This window comes from Microbacterium sp. 70-16, from assembly GCF_001898315.1.
Taxonomy (GTDB): Bacteria; Actinomycetota; Actinomycetes; order Actinomycetales; family Microbacteriaceae; genus Microbacterium.
Window position 1 is genome coordinate 220872 of record NZ_MKTQ01000009.1, and the last position, 20425, is coordinate 241296.

At 68.0% G+C, this 20425-nt stretch carries 19 protein-coding genes and 1 pseudogene; 7 read left to right on the plus strand and 13 right to left on the minus strand.

Translation table 11 applies throughout. The features are described from left to right. The first annotated feature begins 79 nt into the window (after window positions 1-79). Window positions 80-463, plus strand: coding sequence for an Lsr2 family protein (locus BGO46_RS02605; protein ID WP_292675935.1), 384 nt, complete (start codon window positions 80-82; stop codon window positions 461-463). 40 nt (window positions 464-503) lie between these two features. On the opposite strand, the gene BGO46_RS02610 is transcribed toward BGO46_RS02605, so the two are convergent. The 3 genes and pseudogenes from BGO46_RS02610 to BGO46_RS02620 form a co-directional block, all read right to left on the minus strand. Beyond that, a complete protein-coding gene (locus BGO46_RS02610) occupies window positions 504-2003 on the minus strand; it encodes a polysaccharide deacetylase family protein (protein WP_292675932.1) in 1500 nt (499 codons plus the stop codon). A 38-nt stretch (window positions 2004-2041) separates the two neighbouring features. Then, a complete protein-coding gene (locus BGO46_RS02615; RefSeq protein ID WP_292675929.1) occupies window positions 2042-2590 on the minus strand; it encodes a hypothetical protein in 549 nt (182 codons plus the stop codon). A gap of 64 nt (window positions 2591-2654) precedes the next feature. Further along, window positions 2655-3935 (minus strand): annotated as a pseudogene (locus BGO46_RS02620) (MFS transporter). 74 nt (window positions 3936-4009) lie between these two features. Here BGO46_RS02620 and BGO46_RS02625 point away from each other — a divergent pair. Beyond that, entirely contained in the window at window positions 4010-4501 is a 492-nt protein-coding gene (locus tag BGO46_RS02625) for a helix-turn-helix domain-containing protein (RefSeq protein ID WP_292675925.1), read from the plus strand. A gap of 26 nt (window positions 4502-4527) precedes the next feature. Here BGO46_RS02625 and BGO46_RS02630 read toward each other — a convergent pair whose 3' ends face one another. Further along, on the minus strand, window positions 4528-4755 hold the full coding sequence (locus BGO46_RS02630; RefSeq protein ID WP_292675923.1) for an RNA-binding S4 domain-containing protein: 228 nt from the start codon (window positions 4753-4755) through the stop codon (window positions 4528-4530). Between the two features lie 119 nt (window positions 4756-4874). Here BGO46_RS02630 and BGO46_RS02635 point away from each other — a divergent pair, with 119 nt between their 5' ends. Next, window positions 4875-5702: a DNA/RNA non-specific endonuclease gene (locus tag BGO46_RS02635; protein WP_292675920.1), complete on the plus strand. Its 828-nt coding sequence runs from the start codon at window positions 4875-4877 to the stop codon at window positions 5700-5702. A gap of 329 nt (window positions 5703-6031) precedes the next feature. Here BGO46_RS02635 and BGO46_RS02640 read toward each other — a convergent pair whose 3' ends face one another. Next, the gene (locus tag BGO46_RS02640) at window positions 6032-6643 is read right to left on the minus strand and encodes a hypothetical protein (protein WP_292675917.1); all 612 of its coding nucleotides are present in this window, start codon (window positions 6641-6643) and stop codon (window positions 6032-6034) included. Between the two features lie 112 nt (window positions 6644-6755). On the opposite strand from BGO46_RS02640, the gene BGO46_RS02645 reads away from it, so the two are divergent. Then, entirely contained in the window at window positions 6756-6935 is a 180-nt protein-coding gene (locus BGO46_RS02645; RefSeq protein ID WP_292675914.1) for a helix-turn-helix domain-containing protein, read from the plus strand. Window positions 6936-6998: 63 nt separating this feature from the next. On the opposite strand, the gene BGO46_RS02650 is transcribed toward BGO46_RS02645, so the two are convergent. The 3 genes from BGO46_RS02650 to BGO46_RS02660 form a co-directional block, all read right to left on the minus strand. Next, entirely contained in the window at window positions 6999-7766 is a 768-nt protein-coding gene (locus BGO46_RS02650; protein ID WP_292675911.1) for a hypothetical protein, read from the minus strand. Beyond that, window positions 7759-8685, minus strand: a complete 927-nt coding sequence (locus BGO46_RS02655; RefSeq protein ID WP_292675908.1) for a hypothetical protein — start codon at window positions 8683-8685, stop codon at window positions 7759-7761. The genes BGO46_RS02650 and BGO46_RS02655 overlap by 8 nt, the downstream gene beginning before the upstream one ends. Window positions 8686-9232: 547 nt before the next feature. Beyond that, on the minus strand, window positions 9233-10264 hold the full coding sequence (locus BGO46_RS02660; RefSeq protein ID WP_292675906.1) for a hypothetical protein: 1032 nt from the start codon (window positions 10262-10264) through the stop codon (window positions 9233-9235). A gap of 303 nt (window positions 10265-10567) precedes the next feature. Here BGO46_RS02660 and BGO46_RS02665 point away from each other — a divergent pair, with 303 nt between their 5' ends. Next, window positions 10568-11014, plus strand: coding sequence for a hypothetical protein (locus BGO46_RS02665; RefSeq protein ID WP_292675903.1), 447 nt, complete (start codon window positions 10568-10570; stop codon window positions 11012-11014). Between the two features lie 39 nt (window positions 11015-11053). Here BGO46_RS02665 and BGO46_RS02670 read toward each other — a convergent pair whose 3' ends face one another. Then, window positions 11054-13789 (minus strand): AAA family ATPase, encoded by a 2736-nt coding sequence (locus BGO46_RS02670; protein WP_292675899.1) that lies wholly within the window; start codon window positions 13787-13789, stop codon window positions 11054-11056. A gap of 229 nt (window positions 13790-14018) precedes the next feature. Continuing rightward, window positions 14019-14657, minus strand: coding sequence for an NUDIX domain-containing protein (locus tag BGO46_RS02675; RefSeq protein WP_292675897.1), 639 nt, complete (start codon window positions 14655-14657; stop codon window positions 14019-14021). A gap of 88 nt (window positions 14658-14745) precedes the next feature. Here BGO46_RS02675 and BGO46_RS02680 point away from each other — a divergent pair, with 88 nt between their 5' ends. Beyond that, complete coding sequence (locus BGO46_RS02680) at window positions 14746-15513, plus strand: hypothetical protein (RefSeq protein ID WP_292675893.1); 768 nt, start codon at window positions 14746-14748, stop codon at window positions 15511-15513. Further along, the gene (locus tag BGO46_RS02685; RefSeq protein WP_292675890.1) at window positions 15513-16961 is read left to right on the plus strand and encodes an ADP-ribosylglycohydrolase family protein; all 1449 of its coding nucleotides are present in this window, start codon (window positions 15513-15515) and stop codon (window positions 16959-16961) included. The genes BGO46_RS02680 and BGO46_RS02685 overlap by 1 nt, the downstream gene beginning before the upstream one ends. On the opposite strand, the gene BGO46_RS02690 is transcribed toward BGO46_RS02685, so the two are convergent. The 3 genes from BGO46_RS02690 to BGO46_RS02700 form a co-directional block, all read right to left on the minus strand. Beyond that, the gene (locus BGO46_RS02690; RefSeq protein WP_292675888.1) at window positions 16889-18544 is read right to left on the minus strand and encodes an SIR2 family protein; all 1656 of its coding nucleotides are present in this window, start codon (window positions 18542-18544) and stop codon (window positions 16889-16891) included. The genes BGO46_RS02685 and BGO46_RS02690 overlap by 73 nt on opposite strands. 649 nt (window positions 18545-19193) lie before the next feature. Next, window positions 19194-19379, minus strand: coding sequence for a hypothetical protein (locus BGO46_RS02695; RefSeq protein WP_292675885.1), 186 nt, complete (start codon window positions 19377-19379; stop codon window positions 19194-19196). 263 nt (window positions 19380-19642) lie between these two features. After that, complete coding sequence (locus tag BGO46_RS02700) at window positions 19643-20137, minus strand: hypothetical protein (protein ID WP_292675883.1); 495 nt, start codon at window positions 20135-20137, stop codon at window positions 19643-19645. Window positions 20138-20425: the final 288 nt, after the last annotated feature.

A 20425-nucleotide genomic window follows, 5' to 3' on the forward strand; every position in this document is an offset into this window, starting at 1 on the left:
GCTGGCTCCCCCGCGCTGAGACCGCCGCGACTGCCACCTGCCGATGCCGCGCGGTGCGGCATCCCACTAGGCTCGCCCCATGGCCCGCAGAATCGTGCATCAGCTCGTCGACGACCTGGACGGCACCGTCCTGGAGGTTGGATCTGGCGAGACCGTCCTGTTCTCTCTCGACGGCACCGCCTACGAGATCGACCTCACCGACGACAACGCCGCGGCGCTGCGCGAGGCGCTCGCGCCTTTCATCGCGGCGGGGCGCTCGGTGTCGGCGCGGGGCGCGGGCACACGCGGCGTGTCGGCCGGCAGCCCCCGCGGCACCGCCGGAAGCTCCACGCGTCGGCAGAAGCGCGCCGGCCAGCGCGACTACGCGCCGGTGCGCGAGTGGGCGGCCCAGAACGGGTACACGGTCTCTGAGCGCGGGCGGATCCCCGCCGCCGTGCTCGAGGCATACGACGCGGCCCACTGAGCCAGCGCCGCGCTTCGCCCGCCGCGGCCGGTGGCGCGCGTCAGCCGAGCGGCCCGTGCCGCACGATGCCGCTGGGCACTGATCCGCCGAACAGCGCGTCGATGGTGACGAGCTGGAACCCGCGGTCGCGCAGGCTCGCGACGACCTGAGCGAAGACGCTCTCGGTCACGGGCTGGATGTCGTGCATCAGCATGATCGTGCTCGGCTTGGGCCGGTCGATCGCGTAGCGCGCCAGGGCGGCGGCTTCGGGCCCCTCCCAGTCACGCGTGTCGACGCTCCACAGGATCGCGGGCTGCCCCGCGAGTTCGACGACGTGGTCGTCGACGTACCCGCCGGGCGGGCGGAAGATGTCGACGGGCTGCCCCGACAGTCGCTGCAGCAGTTCGCGTGTGTCGCCGAGCTGGGCCTGCACCTGGGCATCCGTCAGGTCTGTCAGGTACGGGTGGTCCCACGTGTGGTTGGCGACCTCGTGACCTTCGGCGGCGACGCGCGCGACGGTGTCGGCATGCCGCGAGGCGTTCTTGCCGAGCATGAAGAAGGTCGCCGCGGAGTGCTGGTCGCGCAGCACGTCGAGGAAGGTCGGAGTCAGCGTCGACGGGCCGTCGTCGAGGGTCATCGCCATGCACGGAACGAGGTCGCACGGCATCCGCTCGAACCCGGCACCGGCGCTGACGGGGCCCGAATAGGGGCCGGATGCCACGGCGACGGCTCGCCCCAGATCGCTGAGCGCGCCGCTGATCTCGTCGAGGGTGAACGTGACGAACAGCGGCCGCTGCGCGCCGCGGGCGTTCCAGCGCACGAGTCCGTCCAGCTCGGGCGCGTGCAGGTCGGCAGCAACGGGAACGGCGACGTCCCCACCCGCGAACCGTGCGGAGGCGAGGCTCTGCGTGAACGCGGCGAGCTGCGCGTCGCCGGGCGGCTGCACGTCGGCGAGCGACAGGCTGCCGAAGTCGCGGCGCAGCGCGTCGACGGTCGCGACCCACACGGCCGCGGGGCCTTCGAACAGATCCGCCGCAGACCCGACCGCGCCGGTGGCGAGGTCGGTGTAGAAGGCCTGCGTGGTGTCGGAGGTGACCTCCCCGGCCGCGCCCGTGACGGTGCGCAGAATCTCACCGAACACCGTTCCGCGCGCCACCGTGATCTCGCACACGACGACGCTGCCCGTGCGATCGCCGAGAACGCTGGATGCCACGGCCGTCGCCGCACCGGTAGCGCAGCCCCGCTCCCCCAGCCCCGCACCGGCGTCGAAGACGGCCGGCCGGTAGCTCGTGCCGGTGGTCGTCGCCTGCGTCGCGACGGCGCCGCGCACCACCTGCTCGATCGCGGCGTTGATCGGTTGGTCGCCGGGCAGCATCGCCCAGCGCGCGTCGATGCCGACGTCGTCGTTGCGCAGGCGCATCGCGACGGTGTCGGCCGTGGCAGCGGCGGTCGGGGCATCCGTCGTCACCTGGCCGACGACACTCCACGCGGCGGGCGTCCACTCCGTGCGCGGCGCCTCGGCGGCGCAGGCGGTCAGGATGCCGGTGGCAAGCGCCGCCACGGCGATCATCGCCGCGACCGGTCGCAGCCCTCGCCTGTTCACGGCGCGACCTCGATGCGCGAGAGCAGCAGAGCGAGTTCAGCCTCGTAGGCGGTGCCCGGCCGGGCGAGGAACACGACGGCGGCGGCGCCGTCCACGACGGCACCGACGATGGCATCCTCGCCGACGACGCGCGCGTGCACGACGGTCGCCGCGCCGATCGGCTCGCGGTCGAACGGCGCGACGGTGCCATCGACGAGGTCACGCGCGGCCTGCTCGGGGTCGACGCCGTGCGCGGCGGTGAGGTCCAGTTCGAAGGAACCGTCGGGGCTCGTGAGCGTCGTGTGCACGTCACCGGCGGAGTCGGAGACGTACGACCAGCCGGCATCCACCGGCACCGTCGCCGTGACGCCGTCGCCGCGCAGCGCGATCGTCGTGTCCGTTGCGGCGATCTCTGTCGACGAGGCGCGGATGATCTGCGGGATGACCGTGATCGCGGCGAACGCGACCGCCGCGGTGACCGCGAGCCCGGCAAGGGTCGCCACGATCAGCGGGAGGCGGGATGCGCGGCGGGCCACAGTCTCGATGATGACAGACGCCGCAGACATCGCCCGGCTGACGTTCGGGCGTCGCGCGACCCGGGCGCGCTGGTCGTGTGCAGCGGGGGCCGCCTCACCGAGCGGTGACAGCCTCCACCGGCACCGCCGGCCGCCGCCGTACGACGATCGACAGCACCGCCGCCACACCACAAAGGGCCGCTCCACCCCACCACGCGTAGGTGTAGGTGCCGAACACGTCGCGGATGACGCCGGCACCGAGCGCCGCCGCGGCGGCGCCGATCTGGTGCGCGGCGAACACCCAGCCGAACACGATCGTGCCGTTCTCGCCGAAGATCTCGCGGCACAGGGCGGCGGTCGGCGGCACGGTGGCGACCCAGTCGAGGCCGTAGATGACGATGAACAGCACCATGCTGGGGTGGACGGCGTCCGACAGCAGCACCGGCAGCATGACCAGGCCGACGCCGCGGAACGCGTAGTAGGCGACGAGTAGCACGCGCGGGTCGAAGACATCGGTGAGCCAGCCCGAGGCGACGGTGCCGAGGATGTCGAAGACGCCGACGACGGCGAGCAGGCCGGCGGCCGTCGTCGTCGCCATGCCGTGATCGTGCGCGGAGGGGATGAAGTGGATGCCCACGAGGCCGTTCGTCGTGGCGCCGCAGATCGCGAACGCAATCGCCAGCGCCCAGAACGAGCGCGTCTTCGCCGCCTGCGCGAGTCCACTGAGCGCGCGACGCGCGGCGTTTCCGGTCGCGCGTGCGCGGGGTGTGTGCGTCGCGGCATCCGCGCCATAGGGCAGCACGCCGCGGTCGGCGGGATCGTCGCGGAGGACGACGGCGACGATCGGTACGGCGGCGAGCGCGACGGCCGCGATCAGCAGCGACGCCACGCGTCAGCCGGCGCTCTCGGCGAGGTCGGCGACGATCGGCAGGAACAGCAGTTGCCCCGTCGCCGAGCCTGCGGTGAGGATGCCCATGACAAGACCTCGCCGCGCGACGAACCAGCGGTCGGCGATCGTGGCCGCGAACACGAGGGCCATCGATCCGGTGCCGAGCCCGATGAGCACGCCCCAGAACACGACGAGCTGCCACGACTGGGTGACGAGCACGCTGCCGCCGGCGCCGAGCGCGACCAGCGCGAGCGCCGTGGCGACGACGTGGCGGATGCCGAACCGATCCATGAGCGCGGCGGCGAACGGGGCAGTGAGACCGTAGAGCAGCAGGTTGACACTGACGGCGAGCGACATCGATGTCGTCGACCAGCCGAACTCGACGTTCAGCGGCACCATGAGCGCGCCGGGCGCGGCGCGGAACCCTGCCGCCGCCAGGAGCGCAAGGAACGCGACGGCGGCGACCCACCACGCCGGGTGGATGCGGCGCACAGTGCTGGTGCTCACTCGGACTCCTCGTTAGACTTTCTTCAGCGAAGTTACATGACGCACCACGACTTCCGCCACTGAAAGGTCTGACGATGGCTTTGAGGTCCGACTGGTCGACCGAGTTCTGCCCGATCCGGCGCGCGCTCGATGTTCTCGGCGATCCGTGGGTGCTGCTCATCGTGCGCGACGCGCTGCACGGCCGCGGGCGCTTCGACGCGCTGCGCGAGAATCTCGGGATATCTGAGGCCGTCCTCAGCCGTCGCCTGGGTGCGATGGTCGAGGCGGGCCTGCTCGTGCGGGTGCCTTATCGGGACGGTGCACGCACGCGTCACGAGTACGCGGTGACGGATGCCGCGGCCGAGCTCCTGCCGATCCTGCAGCAGCTGGCCGTCTGGGGCGAGAAGCACACGGCGATGCCGCCCGGCGGCGCGCACATGGCGATGATCCACGAGGCGTGCGGGAGCGAGACCACGCAGGGTGAGATCTGCAGCGCGTGCGGCGAGGTGCTCACTGCGGATCAGATGGTGTGGGTCAAGCCGTGGCAGGGCACGCGCGAACACCTGGTGGGTGCGGCCGCCGGTTGAACGGTCGGGCGGATTCTGCGAGCGGTTTAGGGGCGCACGCGCACGCGGCGCCCTTCGGCCGCCACGACGTCGCCGACCTGCAGCTGGCGGCCGCGGCGGCGGTCGACCTCGCCGTTGACGGTCACGAGTCCGTCGATGATCGCTTCTTTCACATCTCCACCTGAGTCGAAGACGCCCGCGAACTTCAGGAACTGCCCGAGGCGGATGCCATCACTGCCGATCGACACGTCCTCGATGGGCATCCCGTTTGTCATGTCGCCGATGGTAGTCGACGGCGACCTGCCCCGGGCCGGGCGCGGCGTCTGCGGCAGGTGCCGCCCGACGTTCACCGAGCGTTGGGTCGCGCGTCTGTGGTGAGGCGTAGGGTCCTGGCATGAGCGAAGTGCGCCCTGATATCACCGTCGCCGCGACCGGGTTCGACGTCGACTTCCTCGGCACGGCGACGCCGCTCCCCGCGCTGACGGAGTGGGCCGCCGCCGACACGCTGCGCGTGGACGGGTCGGAATGGCTCGACTACACGCACTTCTCGCTGTCGATGAGTCGTAGCCGCCGGCTTGCGCGCGTGGTCGCCTGGAACATCGACGGGGCGACGCTGAAAGACGTCTCGCGCTCGGGCATCCCGTTTCGTCCGGATCCGCGGATTCCCGAGAGCGCGCAGTTCGTCAACGACCTCTACGCCAACAATGACCTCGACCGCGGGCACGTCGCACGGCGCGCCGATCTGACGTGGGAACCGGGCGCCGGGCAGGCCAACCGCGACTCGTTCTACTTCACCAACATCACCCCGCAGCTGAACGACTTCAACCAGGCCTCGCGCGGCGGTCTGTGGGGCCGGCTTGAAGACGATCTGCTCGCCGAGGCGAGGCTGACGGAGCAGCGGATCTCGGTGTTCGGTGGGCCGCTGCTCACTGACGCAGACCCCGTGTACCGGGATGCCGGCATCCCGACCGCGTACTGGAAGATGTTCGTCTACCGCATCGACGGCGAGCTCAGGCTGCAGGGATTCCTGCTGCGCCAGAACCTCGACCGGCTCGAGACCTCGGCCTTTCCGACGGAGAAATGGGCGATGTACGCCTACTCGACCGAGCAGCTGCGCGTGGCCGCGGGCGTGGACTTCGGGGCGTACACGGGGTGGGAGCGGGCGCGGCAGGCGGCGGTTGGGGCCGCAGAGTGGGGCCCGCTGTCGGCGGTTGAGTGGTGATTCAGAAGCAAGACCCCTGGAGGGATTCGAACACGTTTTGAGCATTTTGCATAGCGACCTCAATCGACAAAATCCGCGGAATTACGCGGATTTTCTTGATGCCTCCGACATCATACGACGTCTGAAAACAGCCAACGGCAAACCAAATGCGGGCAAAAAGCGGCCACGAATCACCAGTGCTGGTGGGGTGCTCAGGCGTATGCCAAAAGTGAATGCGGCCACGAACGAATTCACCCTGTGGATAACTTCGCGATTTTGAGCAGATTGCTCGCGTTGAAGGATGCTGTTTAGCAATGTGCAGAAACGCAGTTTGATGCGTCAGTTCGCCGTCAGCGCCCGATCGAGGGGCCCGCGGGCGAGTCCGGGCCGACGTGCGGACCCGCCTGCGCCGCTTCGTCCGCGCGCATCCGGTTGTACGTCTCACGGGCGATCAGGTCGACCGCGAGGCCCGCTTCGCGGGCGCGAGCCATCATGCGCGTGGCCGTGCTCACGCTCACCCCGAGCTGCTCGGAGACGAGCTTGAGGGGCGCCAGGTTCACGGTCGTCGCGATCCGGTAGAGCGTCACCGCCTCGCGCACGGTTTCGTCGTAGGAGCGATCGGTGCGCGACCTGACGTCGTTGAGGTAGTCATTTAACCGCTCGGGCTTGCCCGCCTCGCGCGTCACGGTGACCACGCGCATCGATGAAAGCGCGACGAGGTACTGGACGCGCACGTCTCGGAGCGCGGCCGCGGTGACCTCGTCGCCCTCCCCCACGCGATCGAGGCGGACGGATGCCGCCGCGGTGCGTCGCAGCTGCTCGTCGAAGACGACGTGAAGGTGGATGGCGCCGGCGACGTTGGGCTCGCCGACGGCGACGGCATTCCACGCCTTGGGCAGGCTCACGCCGTCGCCGACGTCGATCCGCTCGCTGTCGGTCACCTCGACCTCGACGCCACTCATGGGATCAGCCTGACACGATTTCGGACTGGTGAGCAATACATGTCGCGGATTGCTCACGTGAGGAGTACGGTGTGGGCAAGTGATGACACACATTGCTCACGAGGAGAAGGACATGAACAATTCAAGCAACTCACTCGCCCTGACGATGAAGGATGCCGCCAAGCTCGTCGGCGTCGACTACCGTACGATCAAGCTCGGCATCGAGAGCGGGACTATCCCCACGATCCAGCTCGGCCCGCGACGGATGATCCCCCGCGTCCCGCTGCTGCGCGCGTTCGGGATCAACGCCTGAGCGATCGAGACCAACCTCGCCGTCTGTGCCCCGGCGCCGATACGGACCAGGCTGGGTTCCGGCTCAGCGCGGCCGTGCGACGCGGGTACGGATGCTCGCGATCACCTGGCGGTAGTCGAACATGATCCTGGGCGGCGGTTGCGCCTCCCATCCGTCAGCGAGCGAATGCAGGATCTGTCCGACATCGCGTCGCACGCCCCGCGCCGGCGCTTCATCGAGCTGCCAGCCACCGATGTCCTCAGTCGGGTGCGCTTCGACGATCCGAAACAGGCTGTGCAGGTCGATCGCGTCCTTCATCGCGCGACGGTTCTTCCAGGCGTACGCCTTGAGCATGATCGCACCCTCGACCGACGGGACCGTGGTCGTGAACAGCAGCTCCTCATCGTTGCTGAGCGTGACCGACACCTCGAGCGAGAGCCGATGCGCCAGAGCGACACCGAGACCAGGCATGCTGTCGAACGTCCTGCCGCCGAGCGTCTCCTGGCGCAGTCGGGTATCCAGGTTGGGCACGAGCAGATCCACCGCGAGGGTGGTGTCATCCGCGCCTGGCCGTACGTACCGATTGCTGTTCGTGGGCGCGTAGCCGAGCGCCATCAGCCGGCCGTGGGCGGTGCTCGTGCTGGCCAGCGCACGCGGGATGCCGCCGTCTGCGTCTCCCGTGCGACGCAGGACCGAGCCAGGGCTCGGGAAGCGTGCGCACAGCATCGATACCATCTGACCGCCGATGATGCCGGACTCCTCTTCACCGTCGAGGACCTGCGACAGGTCGGCGAGAGCTAGGAACGCAGCGTCGTCGGCTGCGGTGCGCGAGACGAGGTACGTGTCAGGCATCGGCGTGCTTCGCGTACCAGCGCACGACGTAGTCGCGGAGCTTGTCGACCGCTTCGTCCTGGTCGCCCGTTGTCGCCGTACGCAACACGTCATAGGCCGCGATGACCGGGTCGACGATGCCTTCCCTCCCCCACGCCGCGGCCGTCGACCATAGAGTCAGGTCACTCGGGATCGTGACGAGCGTCGTGTAGTCGGAGTCGTCTGTCAGGACGTAGCCGTCTGAAGCGAGGTCGATCGTCGCCTTCGCATAACCGACGACACGCTCGGACACTCGCCACGGCGCGATCGCATCCGCGGCGAAGTCTCCGGACAGCAACGCGCCGCGGGCGGTGAGCTGCTTCGCCTGCTCGTCCACGGGGCGATCGCTCCACCAATAGAAGGACTGACCTCCGGGGCCCGGGTAGCCGGCCACGAGCTCGTCGAACAGCTTCGCGGCGTCCTCGTCGTCGGGCAACAACCGCAGAGCATTGGACACAGAGCCCTGCGACGCGCCGGCGAGCTCGGCAAGCCGGGCCTGCTCATTGTGGGGCGCGCCAGCGAGGAGTGCCCGCCACACGGCGAAACGCGCATAGGGACGGGGGCCCCTCGTGGCTGGCTGCGCAGCGGGCGTCTCCTCGAGCATGTGGACCTCACCATCACGAACAACTCGATCGTCGAGCACGAGCGTCAGGTCGCGGTTGGCTCGCGCCCATTCGATTGCATTCACCGTCGCGCGCGGCGCGACGACGACGAGGTGCGCGCGATCCCGGCGTGACTCGTGCGCCGCGTAGATCTTCTGGAGCCAGGCCCGTTCCGGTAGCCGCCCGGTGGTTTTGAACTCGAAGTCGACGGGCTCGCCGTCGACGAGGATGGTGAGATCGGACATCTTCACGTGCGCGCCAGCGCTGCGAAGCTGCTTGATGACCCGACCGACGTCCATATCAACCTTCATATTAAAGAAAACGTAGATTGCGTTTATTCTAATATGAACCTCGCGAGTGCACACGTTGGGTGGGCACAGCGGACCTCGGGGCGCTTCTCAAGATCCGTTCGTCGCGGGTCAAGTCCTGGGGCGTGGTCTATCGGTGATTGTGTGATTCCTCGTGTTTGTGGTCAGGCGGTGAGGGCGAGGAGATCGCCGCACACGGCGACTCGTGGTTCTATCTCAAGGACCTCCCGCCCAACCGTTGATCCCCCTCCCCGCTATGCACGGTAGGCTAGATATCGATAGGCGAACTTCTCATTCGTCTCGCCCCGGCTGTGTGGTAACAGTCGGGGCTTTTTCTTTGTCCCAGTCGCTCTCAGCGCTATGGACGCTCCAACCAACGCAGCGCCGCCCCCGGGGCGTGAGCTCCGCTCGACTGCACGAGCAGCCCTGCACAAGCGACGCCTTCGGCGGATACGCAAAGGTGCACAACTCAACGGCACCTTCCGCATGCGTCCCTGCGGCAAGGAGCCGCACCCCGACCCGTACCGCAGCATCTGTATCAGGACTCCACGCCGGCGAACGCCTCGATCTCCACGCGGTACCAGCTATCCAGGATCTCTACGAGAGCGTCCGCCAGAAGCTCGACTTGTTCGAGCGGCATCCGGGTTGAGGCCGGCCCCACGATCCAGTCGATGTACCCCGTGGTCAACCAGCGCTCGCTGTCGTCAAAGTGGTGACCGACGATCGCCAGTTTGCGAGCGTGCGCACGGCCGTTCTCGGTCTTGGAGTTCACGTGGGCCGAACTAGGGCGACGCCTACTGAGATGAAAGTCCTCAACTCGATCGCCGATGACATCTCGCTGCAGCCGGCGCACCGCGTCGACCCACGTCGGCGTCTTGGCAGAGTCTCGCGGATAGCTCGTCGAGTCCGCCTTCACGCTGATGCCGACGCTGAAACGGAGCGGCACGGGCTCGCCCGCGGGCGGCATAGCCCGCTGAGCAACCTGCAGGACGGCCCGCAGCTGCGCATCGCCAATCCAGGGCGAGTAGAAGTTGATCGCTGGCATCCCCGAGCCGCCACGTCTGCTGTCGATCGCCCACCCCGACCCCAACCGCTGCTGGGCGGGTTCGATCAGCCGGCGGAGCCTCGCCTCAACCGCACTCTTCCCCGATCGCGCAGCCCCCACCTCGGCGAGCGTCAGGCGTGAGTGCGGGAAGCAATCGAGAGCTTCTTCCCATGTCATCAGCGTGACCCGCGCCTTGCGGGGAAGCCATTCCGGCGCATGCTCCCTCTCGAGTAGCAACACGACGAGGTGATCCGCGACTGTCAGCTCGCGGTCGACTTGGTCTTCCGTCAGCGTGTGATCGAACTTCGCCTCGATGCCGACAACGAGTCCCGGCTCCACGAAGGTGAGCGCGATATCGATCTTCTGGTCGCCGTGCTCGGCCCTGACGTCCGCAAATCGACCGAGGCGGCCAGCGCCGACGTGTTCGGCGAGCTTCGCGACGAAGCGAACGTGGTCGTGGCGAATCTCAGCCGCGAGCGCGCGTGTCGCGAGCGGCTCGGTTGTGAAGATGAGTGATGCGGCCACCGGGTCCCCTCGGTTGTCGGTCTCCAGAGTACCGAAGCCAATGCCCGATGCGTATCGCCACCAACGCCGCTCCGATGCTGGCAGCACACGAACCCCGAACGCCTTCCGCGCTCGACGAGGTCGGTCGCGATCACGACCCACACGATGCAGAACGCGGCGAATCACCCATCCGCTACACCCGCCGACTGTTCCCGGTCGGCTCGATCGAAGAGCCGGGCGTGAAGCGCCAACCGGAACTCACTGGTCGTCCGCGTACACAAGGCGAACGCCCTCTTCCCCGACCGTGTTGACTCCGCCGAGCCAGTGGGACTTCTGGTACGGGTGGGATCGGCCCGAGCAACACGCGACGTCAACCTGTTCGGCAAACAGCAGCCGCTCGAAGTCGCCGACCTTCGACGACTTGCCTCGATCGACCTCGGCGGCTACTTCCGATTCGAACACGCGGGGCACGGCGGCGCTGTCGGCGGGCAACAAGACTACGTCGAGGGATACCGTGCGCGCGCCGATAAGCTCCGACGTGCGCTCGTCGCGGAGGCTCGAGTCCGCAACCTGCTCCTGCCGGATCGATTCGTCATCCCGCCCACCTGGGGTCCTCGCTATGCGAAGGATGCCAAGCCTGTGCCAGCGTGCGGCAACTACAGAACCGTCGACCTTGCCGCGGCACTCGCCAGCGACTTCCTCGATCCGGTGCTCTCTGCAGATTTCACGAGCGGAATGACCTGGTCTCGCGACGCGCTCGCCTGGCTCTGATAGACCGTCGCTTCGCGAGGGTGGCCAGGCCCGGTACGCTCATACCCCGATCCCACGCCCCGCCCCCGGCACCCCCACCACCGGCCCGGTAGCCACCGCGACGTCCCTTGCCGCCCGTCGCACCTCCGCCGCCGCCGCACGCACCGCATCCTGCATGGTCAGCTCCGGCGTCCCGCGCTGCATCGACTCGGCGAGGCACTCGCGCGCCTCGTCGTCCGTCCGCGCCACCACGATCGCGGTGTTGTGCGCCCGCCCGCGGGTGAGGCCGACATAGAGCCCCGCGGCATCCACGTCGGGGCCGACGATCGACGCGTCGGCGGTGTCGCCCTGCACGCCGTGCACGGTCGACGCGTACGCCAGCTGCAGATGCTCGCGCGCGTACTCGGACGACACGCGCCGGAACTCACCGCTGTCGCTCACCGACACGAGGTCGACGTGCTCATCACGGATGCCCCACACGATCCACTGCGCACGGTTCTCGACCCCGGTGTGCCGGTCGTTGCGGCGCGTCTGGACTGCGTCGCCCACGAGGATGCGTTGCTCCCCCATCCCCCACGCGACCACGCCCGCGTCGAGCTCACCTACCTCGACGCGCCGCTGTTGAACGGCATCGTTGATGGCATCCGCCTCGGCGTTCGTGCCCGACACCAGCGCGACACGCTTGCCGCGCGCGTGCCAGTCGAAGTACGCCTCGATCATCCGCTCGCGCGCCGCGTCGAGGTGATCGACCCGGTCGACGTGACCGCGGTCGACCAGCTCACCGGCGACGGCCATCGCGCGGTCGCCATCGCCGGCATCGCGCAGCCGCAGCGTGAGCGCGGCGTAGTCGCGGTCGCGGAACCGGTGCACCGTGTCGAGCTCGACCGCCGCATTCGCGTGCCGGATCGCCGACCCCATCGCACCCGCGTGCCCGACCGGCGTCGCCTGATGCGTATCGCCCACGAACGCCACCCCGACCCCCTGCTCGATCGCCAGCTCAGCGAGCACATTTGCCGTCTGCAGGTCGACCATGCCGGCCTCGTCGACGACGATCCGATCACCATGCGCCAACACGTACCGCGAAGGGCCAGCGTAGACAGCACCGGTCGCCGGGTCGACATCGCCCGCGCCCAGTCGCGTCCACACCATCGCGCCGGCCTCATCGCACCCCCACCGGTAGCCGTGGTCGGCGAGCAGCGCGTGAAGACTGGATGCCGCGGCCCCCACCTCCCGCGACGCGACCGACGCCGCCTTGCGCGTGGGCGCCACGACGAGCAGCCGCCGCCGCTGCGTCGTGAGCGCCGTAAACGCCGCGCGCAGCATCGTCGTCTTGCCCGCGCCGGCGGGGCCGGTCACCGTCACGAGTCCATCGGTGCCGGCGATGGCGCACGCCGCGACCATCTGCGAGGCATCCAATGTCGACGGGGCCTCGGCGTGCGCGAACCGGCGCAACTCGCCAGGCAGCAGCGAGCGGCCGGGCTGGGCGAGCACGTCGAGACGCCCGGCGAGCCGGATCTTGGCGCGCACCGTCTCGGTTGCCATGAAGGCCTTCACGTGCGCGGGCGAGTCATCCGCGACGAGGCGCTGCACGCCGCGCATGGCACGCTGCGTGATGTCGGCGATCACGTCGTCGAGCCGGTCACGCGCGACGACGATCCCGGTGCGCGAGAGCGCGCGGATCGCCCCCGCGCGCAGGTCGAAGACGCTGAATCGCCCGCCGCTCGAGGTCGACCGTTCGTCCGCGTCAACCACCGCCTGCGCCGCGAGCAGATCGAGATCGATGGCGTCCACATCGCGCGCCGCGACGGGAACGGCCGCGCGCGCCCCGAGGAGGCTCGGATCGATCGCCGCCATCTCGTCGCGGACCGTCTGCTCCCACGACATCTCGTCGAGATCCGCCGGCTTGTTCGGGCGCGCCACCGCCCACGCGCGCCGATCGATCTGCTGCAGCACGTCGATGCTCGGCGCAGCTCCCCCGTGCGCCGCCGACCATTCCGCGATCAGACGTGCCCGGTTCGCCGCGATCTGTGTGGACCGTCGCGAGAGGGGGCGCACGGCGCCGGCGAGCTCGGCGATCTCGCCCGCGTCGTCGAGCGTGTACCCGTGGCGCGCGAGCGCGGCGATCCAGGCGGGGTCGGTGCGGGCGGCGAGCTCACCCTCGGCGTTGATCACGGTGTGCAGCTTCATCGCGACGCGCGAGTCGAGGTTCGACCACTTGCCGTCGGCGCCGCGCACCTTGATGTTCAGCCAGAGGTGCCGGTGGATGTGCGGGTCGAGTGCCCGCGAGCGCCGGTGCTGCAGCTCGACGACCTCGATGCGGGTGATCGCTTCGCGGATGCGTCCGCCGTGTCCGCGTCGCGCGTTGAGCTCGGATTGCCAGGTGAGCAGGATGCGTTCGCGCAGCCGATCCTGCAGCGCCTCGAACTCGGTCGCGAGCTCGGGGTGCAGCAGCGCGGCGAGGCTGTAGGACTTCGGGTGATTGAGCGTCCCATCAAGCAGCAGGTCGGCGTCGGGGCTCAGCCGCTGGTGGCCGCGCTCCTCCCCCGTAACCGGATCGTGCCCGGTGACCCACACCCGCATGCCGCCGGCGGTGAGCTGGTCCGACGTGATGACGCCGTTGTCGACGATGAAGCGCGTGACGGTCGAATCGGATGCCGCGCTGTACGCCTCGAGTGCGTCGACACCCGCCCCGGGGTGCAGATGTGCGTCGCACGTGCCCTCGAGCGCATACGCGATCGCCTGTCGAACCCCTCGAGATTCGACGCCCCGCTTCCACCGCTCGAGCCCTCCCCGCATGCCGCCAGAGTATGAGCGTTTTTCCTGATTATCCAGGTATTTTTACGGTATGAAGGTTGGTGTTGCAGGATGCCTCTAAGGGGTGTTGCTCACCGGGGGGTGCCTGCGTGCATCGTCCTTGTTCTTGTCCATGGTCGGCGTCCAGGGAATCGCGAGCGAGCACCTCGGTCGACCGCCATACTGGCCGGGATCAGCGTCAGAAACGACGAGCGTCAGAACGACCCGCGCCTCACGCTCTTTCGAACAGCTCCGCCGGCCTCCCCCGCCCTTCGATGAGCATCTCCCCGGTCGCGCGCAGCTGCGGCAGCATGGCCCGGCGGAAGGTGTCCGGCATCAGCGCTTGGCCCGACACCGCCTCGTGCACCAGTCGAAGCTGCCGCATCGTGAACGGTGCTTCGAGAAGACCAGCGGGGTCAGGCGAACTGAGGTACTCGGCACGCAGAGCATCGACCGCGAATCCGACGATCTCGCGGTGGTCGTACTTCAGGTCGGGCAGGTTGTCGACCGGCGCGAGCCGGTGCTCTTCTGACGCCGGTAGCCGGTCGACACGAACGACGTCCACGTGCGCGACGGACAGCACCCATCCCCGGTCATCCCGCCCCGGCTCGTCGAACACGTGAAGCTGACGAGGGCGGAGCCCGTCGATCCCCGCCTTGGTCCGTAACGAGCGCAGCACGGCACCACGAAGCGTCTCCCCCTCATGCAGAAACGACCCCGGCAGACGCCACTCGCCATCAGAATCGCCGGCGCGGACGAGGAGCACGGCCAGCGCGCCGTCGGCGACCGTGAGGACCGCGGTGTCCACCGCGACGGACGGCTGCGGGTAGTCAAACAGTCGTCTTCCTGAGCTGTCGCGGTAGTCGGCCATGCGATCAATTTAGCGCACCCTTGCGCAATGTCGGAACCCAGGTGCATGATCTATTTAGATCACATCAGCGCTAAAGAAGGAGAAGACGATGGGCAAACAAATCAAGGGGACGATCCCCTGCGTCCTGTTCGGCGGCCCGCTCGACGGCCAGAAGTACGGTGACCTGCCCGACATCGGCAGCGCCTTCACGGGGGCGACCGTGTCGATTCCGCTGGGCGCCGGCGACAACCCGATGAAGGCGGTCTACGTCTGCCTCGGAGATGCGCCGATCGACGGACTGTGGCAGTTCTTCTACGAGCGCACGGAGTTTCCGGCCAGCCTCGAGGTCGTGGACCTGCCGATCCCGCATCCGCCCCTTCCGCAGGGCACGACACTGGCATCCAAGAAGAACGAATGGGATGCCGGCACACAGGTCGCCCTGGCTCGTGCGATGGCGGTGATGGCGCACCGCAGTCAGACCGACAAGTCGGGCGTGGCGTACATCACCCATCCTGCCCGTGTGGCTGCCCGGTTCAACCCGGCGACGAAACCGCTGGAGCACTGCGCGGCCTGGCTTCACGACGTGGTGGAACACACCGACCTCACGCTGGACGACCTGTGGACTGCAGGCATCCATCCGAAGGTTCTCGCGCTCGTCGCTCTTCTCACACCGCGCGCAGAGCTCTCGACCGAGGAGTACTACGCGAGAATCGCCGCCGATCCGCGCGCGCTGGCAGTGAAGGTCGCCGACATCGACGACAACACCAATCCCGCTCGTCTGCAGAAGCTCCACCTAAATGTTCGGGAACGCATGAAGAGCAAGTACGCCCGTGCCCGCCAGGCGCTCGGTCTGACGGAAACGGAAGGAGCCCACTGATGCACCTCTCTGCTCAGCAACTCGACCGCGCCGTCGGTGCCGTCCTTGCGTCCGCCGCGGGTGACGCGCTCGGGTCGCAATACGAGTTCGGCCCGGCATTGCCCGATAGCGTCACACCCGAGTTCGGTGTCGGATGCTTCGGCCACGATTCCGGTGAATGGACCGACGACACCAGCATGGCCATGCCGATCCTGCGGCAGCTCGCCGAGGGACGGGCGCTGGAAGACGCCGAAGCGATCAGCCAGGTCATCGCCGAATGGAGAGGATGGGCGCGTACCGCGAAAGACGTCGGAACACAGACCCGAGCGGTCCTCAGCCGCCTCGGTGACGACACCGGCGAGAACGCGGCACGCGCGGCATCCGAAGCTGCGCACCGCCACACCGGCCGCAGCGCAGGGAACGGATCGCTCATGCGCACGGGCCCTGTGGCACTCGGCTACCTCGACCGCTCCCCCGACGAGCTCGCCGCCACCGCCGGGCGACTTGCACAGCTCACCCACTGGGAGCCGGACAACGTGGATGCCGTGACCCTCTGGTGTCTCGCAATCCGGCACGCCATCCTGACGGGCGATCTCGACATCCGCGCACAGCTCGAGTGGATCCCCATCGATCGGCGGAATCGCTGGGCAGAACTCATCGACGAGGCCACCGCGCACGGCATCCACCCGCGCGACTTCCGTCCCGGCAACGGCTGGGTCGTCCGCGCGTTCCAAGCCGCGCTCGCGGCGATCACCGGTGCGAACTCGTTGCGCGACGCGCTGGAGCGCGCCGTCCGCGGCGGCGGCGACACCGACACGGTCGCGGCGATCGCCGGATCCCTCGCCGGCGCGGTGTGGGGCGGATCGGCGCTGCCCCTGTCGTTCAAGCGCCGGCTGCACGGATGGCCGGGGTTCGACGCGAATGAGCTCACGCGGCTCGCTTGCCTCGCGGTCCGGCACGGTGAGAGCGACCGCGAAGGCTGGCCGAGTGCTGCGCGCGCGACGGTCTACGCCGGCAGCGACTACCTCTTTCGACACCCGCACGACGACGGAGTGTGGATCGGATCGCTCGCAGCACTCGACCGGCTCCCGTCCGAGGTGGATGCCGTCGTCTCACTCTGCCGAGTCGGGCGTACGCAGGTGCCCGCCGGGCTGGAGAGCCTGCAGGTGTGGCTCGTGGATCAGGAAGGTCGAAACGCGAACCTCGATCTCGTTCTCACGGAGGCAGCGGATGTCGTCGCCGAACTCCGCAACGAAGGACGACGGGTGTTCCTGCATTGCGCCGAGGGGCGGAGTCGCACCGCCGCGGTCGCCGCTCTGTATGGCGCACGTCACCGAACGATCCCGCTGGCGCAATCGTGGGAGGACGTCCGCCGAACCCTTCCCGGGTTCACTCCTCAGCGGTTTCTGCGTGAAGCGGTGGAGCGTCTTGTGTCCGGGGAATCTCCGGCGCCCCGTTCCGGGACGTGAGGCGAGTCGCGCGGGATGCCAAGGTCGTCCAACATCGCTGAGACGACCGCCCACGATGTCGGCGACTTGGCGCGCTCAGGGAGGTCGGAAACCATCCGAAGGATCGCATCGCGCAGCAACCGCTCGTCGTCGGAGAGTCCGTCGTTGTAGGTCGCGTCAAGGAGGTAAGGGTGCGCGTCACTCGCGAAAGCGAGGACAGCGTCGAGGAAGATCTCGAGACGACGCGCTGCCGAGGCGAAGTCAGGCTCGCCTCCGTCCGGCGAGAAGGGGACGAACTGCAGCTCCCGCAGGAGCTCACGGTCGAGCCGATCCTCCTGGAGGGTGAGTACGGTCCCGATGCCGCTGAGCGGCACCCCCGAAGACTCCATGGCTCGACGGACGTCGTGGATGATCTCGTGGAAGTGATCGTCGCGCATTCCGAATCCGACGAACAGTACGTGCCGAGTCAGAAGCGTCGCCTTGACGATGCTGCTCAAGGCTGCGCGGTCGGTGTTGAAGCCGAGGTAGTCCGAGCGGGTGAGGACGATCGACCCGGGATCGTCCACCGACCCGTGGAGTTTGAGGAGCCAGCGGTCGTGCGTGTGATCGCGCGGTGCCGTGCTGGGGATCGTGCGCCTGGGCATCCCGCCATCACCGGCCGCCAGTTCGAAGAGCCGATCGTAGTTGAGCGTGATCGCCTGTTCGCTGTCTAGCGACGCCAATAGTGCCGGAGCGAGACCGTAGCGCGGCATGTCGGTGATGGCGGCGATGCCACGCGCGAAGGCCAGTGGATCGTTCGGCGACTGCTCGTCGATCGCCTGCCTGACGAACGTCGCCTGGTCGAGTACATCGCGACCCTTGTCGAGAAGTGCCGTACGCACCTCAGCCTCGAGGCGGGCGCGATCCGCCAGTTTCTCGATGAGCTCCGCCCAGGTCGGGGCACCCGCGCTCACGCTCACACCGGCTCCCATGAACGGCACGAGCCGCCCCATCCGCGCGAGGTCTCCGAGCCGACGCGCGTGGTCCAGCTCATCCGCGTTCAACTCCGGCCACGCGTCGACTCCGGACGTCTTACGAAGGTGTTGCGCGAGCGCATAGGCCTTCGCATCATCGCGGAGGACGATCGCGATGTCGACCTCGAACTCTGCGGCGAGCGTGCGAGCCTCGTCGAGAAGCATCCGGATGACGTCGCCCTTGCGCAGATGCGCGCCGCCTCGACCGAACCCGATCGGCGGGATGCCCAACAACGGGCGCGGCCTGCCGCCGGTCAGCCGCGCACGCGCGATCGGCACAGCGGCCTCGACGAATGCCCGGATGCGTGGACGGAACTCATCGGCCGTTCTCACCCCGTAGAAGGGCACGGCGGTGAGAAAGGGGACCGGTTCGCGCGCATCGCCTCGTGGCCACACGGGTATCGCGTAGACCCGCTCGGCCTCGAAAGCGGCGCGATCGTTCGGATCGAGGCGAGTGGGAGCATCGGGGATATCGACCTCCCAGCGGCCGCCGGGGCGCAGTCGCTTGTCGGTTGTCTGCATCCAGGCGGAGCATGCGAGGTTCCGCAGGTCCCCGCGGATGACGAAAACGTGACCGGGGTCGGGCTTCATGTCGTCTCCTCAGAGCAGCATCGTGAGCGTCGTCGTCGACCGCGCGGATCGGACGCGCGCGTCTCCGCGATGTCCAACGCTAGCGCCCGAGCGCGGGGTTGCGTGGTCCCCCGTGGGCACAGCCGGTCACGCTCATGGTCGGCGGCGGTTACGTCAAGGGCCACGGTGATGCTCTGAGCCCAGCCCCCCGGGTAGCAAACGGGCGAGCGCCTGGCGACGCACCGCGCATACGGACAGCTTGTGTCGTACGACTCGGCTGCCGAAGGTGCGTCGTAGAGCTTCACGGTGCGAGTGGGTGCGCAGTCGCCGACCATCCAGCACTCAGCGGGAGCCAGCATCCAGTGCCCGATGACGAACGCTGGGCGGGAGAGTAGTCGCGCCGCAGCAGTGCGCCGGTCAGTATTTGCTCAAGCGGGAGGAAGGCGTACGGACTACAGAGGCTCGCCGCAACTGGCGCAAGCAGACTCACCATCCTCATAGATCACGCCGCAGCAGTACTTTGCATCGTCGGCGTACTTGCCGTTGCCCCATTCGCAACCCAGTTCGCGATGGATCGCGAGACCTTGTGGATATCCGAAGTCGATTTCACAGCTGGGACAAACATACGAAACCAAGGCTCAGATCCTCCATTGCTTAACGGACGTTGGCGCTATGGACGACGCGGATTGCGTCCAATGAGCCTGATGATGCTCTTGAATGGCCCGCCAGTCTTCTTCGTGCTCATGTAGTTCCCGCGCTTGTCGTACTTGTCCCAGAGTCCTGTGCGTGAGTTCTTCTTCTGGTAGCGACCCTTTATCAGCCCCACCCGCTTGCCCTGACCGGTGTTCTTCGCCACGGATCCCCCCAATCTGCGCTCAGTATATGGTGCGCAACGGCATCGAACGCCGCGCGCTACCGCTTTGCTGCGGGGAGGTGACAGCGCTGGACGCACGCGTATGACCCGGCGCGCCGTGCTGGTAGTCGCAACCCTCGGCATCGCCGCTCCGCCGGCGTTCGAGTTCTTCAGCCGCGTGCTTGGCATCGGCACCAGCTACCACCACGCGAGATAGGGCGGCGCGCGGTCGTCGCGCGCCGCGTTAATTAGCGTTGTCACGCGGCCTACGTGCTTGTCGCCCACCTGCCGAGAACGTAGCGATCGTCCACAATTCCATGGTCCAACCACATGCGCGCGCAACTCTCTGCCATGACCGAGGATGACAGCACCTTGGCTGGAGAGACCGCGGGATGTCCCAGCACGTCGCGTTCATCATCGGCTACCCAGCGCTCCTCCCCGAAGCGCATTGGATCCTCAATGACGGCACAACCATCCACACCATGGAGTTCCACGACGTACTGTCGATGGCCAAGTTTGACGACGCGCGCTACCCGGTCTCCAGATTCGTCCGTCCACATCCAAAACTCGCGCGCCACGTCGGTCTTGTTCATCAGTGCCAGCCCGATCCCCATATAGCCGCTCGGGTCCGGAACCGGGAACCACGCCAGTGATTCGTCATGCGCGCGACGCGTGATCACCCTGCGCTCACGAAACGCCCAGCCTTCCGGCATCGGAAACCAGCCGTCCGGATCTTCTGGCAGCATCACCACCGCCGCCACTCAGCCAGGTTGTCGCCAACACTCTCGGGGTGGCCATTGCGTTGAACGTGCATCCCGGCGCGGCCCCCGAATCCGTTGAACGCACAGCCACTTCTGTCCCCACCACCGGGAACGCGAACACTCATGTTGGTATCGAGGGCCGTACTGCTGACATGTGCGATGCCCACCTCGACTACGCCAGCGGTATCCGAGAGTAGCCCCGCTCCTCGCCAAGGACGAGACCGGTGAACGAATCCACAAGCACCCTCTTGACACTGACGGAAGTCGCGAACTTCCTGACGCAAGGGA

What these genes read in the sequence shown, in the direction of transcription:
- BGO46_RS02605 (WP_292675935.1), top strand. Translation starts at nt 80, where the DNA reads ATGGCCCGCAGAATCGTGCATCAGCTCGTCGACGACCTGGACGGCACC.
- BGO46_RS02615 (WP_292675929.1), bottom strand. Translation starts at nt 2,590, where the DNA reads ATGTCTGCGGCGTCTGTCATCATCGAGACTGTGGCCCGCCGCGCATCC.
- BGO46_RS02625 (WP_292675925.1), top strand. Translation starts at nt 4,010, where the DNA reads ATGGCTTTGAGGTCCGACTGGTCGACCGAGTTCTGCCCGATCCGGCGC.
- BGO46_RS02630 (WP_292675923.1), bottom strand. Translation starts at nt 4,755, where the DNA reads ATGACAAACGGGATGCCCATCGAGGACGTGTCGATCGGCAGTGATGGC.
- BGO46_RS02635 (WP_292675920.1), top strand. Translation starts at nt 4,875, where the DNA reads ATGAGCGAAGTGCGCCCTGATATCACCGTCGCCGCGACCGGGTTCGAC.
- BGO46_RS02640 (WP_292675917.1), bottom strand. Translation starts at nt 6,643, where the DNA reads ATGAGTGGCGTCGAGGTCGAGGTGACCGACAGCGAGCGGATCGACGTC.
- BGO46_RS02645 (WP_292675914.1), top strand. Translation starts at nt 6,756, where the DNA reads ATGAACAATTCAAGCAACTCACTCGCCCTGACGATGAAGGATGCCGCC.
- BGO46_RS02650 (WP_292675911.1), bottom strand. Translation starts at nt 7,766, where the DNA reads ATGCCTGACACGTACCTCGTCTCGCGCACCGCAGCCGACGACGCTGCG.
- BGO46_RS02655 (WP_292675908.1), bottom strand. Translation starts at nt 8,685, where the DNA reads ATGGACGTCGGTCGGGTCATCAAGCAGCTTCGCAGCGCTGGCGCGCAC.
- BGO46_RS02670 (WP_292675899.1), bottom strand. Translation starts at nt 13,789, where the DNA reads ATGCGGGGAGGGCTCGAGCGGTGGAAGCGGGGCGTCGAATCTCGAGGG.
- BGO46_RS02675 (WP_292675897.1), bottom strand. Translation starts at nt 14,657, where the DNA reads ATGGCCGACTACCGCGACAGCTCAGGAAGACGACTGTTTGACTACCCG.
- BGO46_RS02680 (WP_292675893.1), top strand. Translation starts at nt 14,746, where the DNA reads ATGGGCAAACAAATCAAGGGGACGATCCCCTGCGTCCTGTTCGGCGGC.
- BGO46_RS02685 (WP_292675890.1), top strand. Translation starts at nt 15,513, where the DNA reads ATGCACCTCTCTGCTCAGCAACTCGACCGCGCCGTCGGTGCCGTCCTT.
- BGO46_RS02690 (WP_292675888.1), bottom strand. Translation starts at nt 18,544, where the DNA reads ATGAAGCCCGACCCCGGTCACGTTTTCGTCATCCGCGGGGACCTGCGG.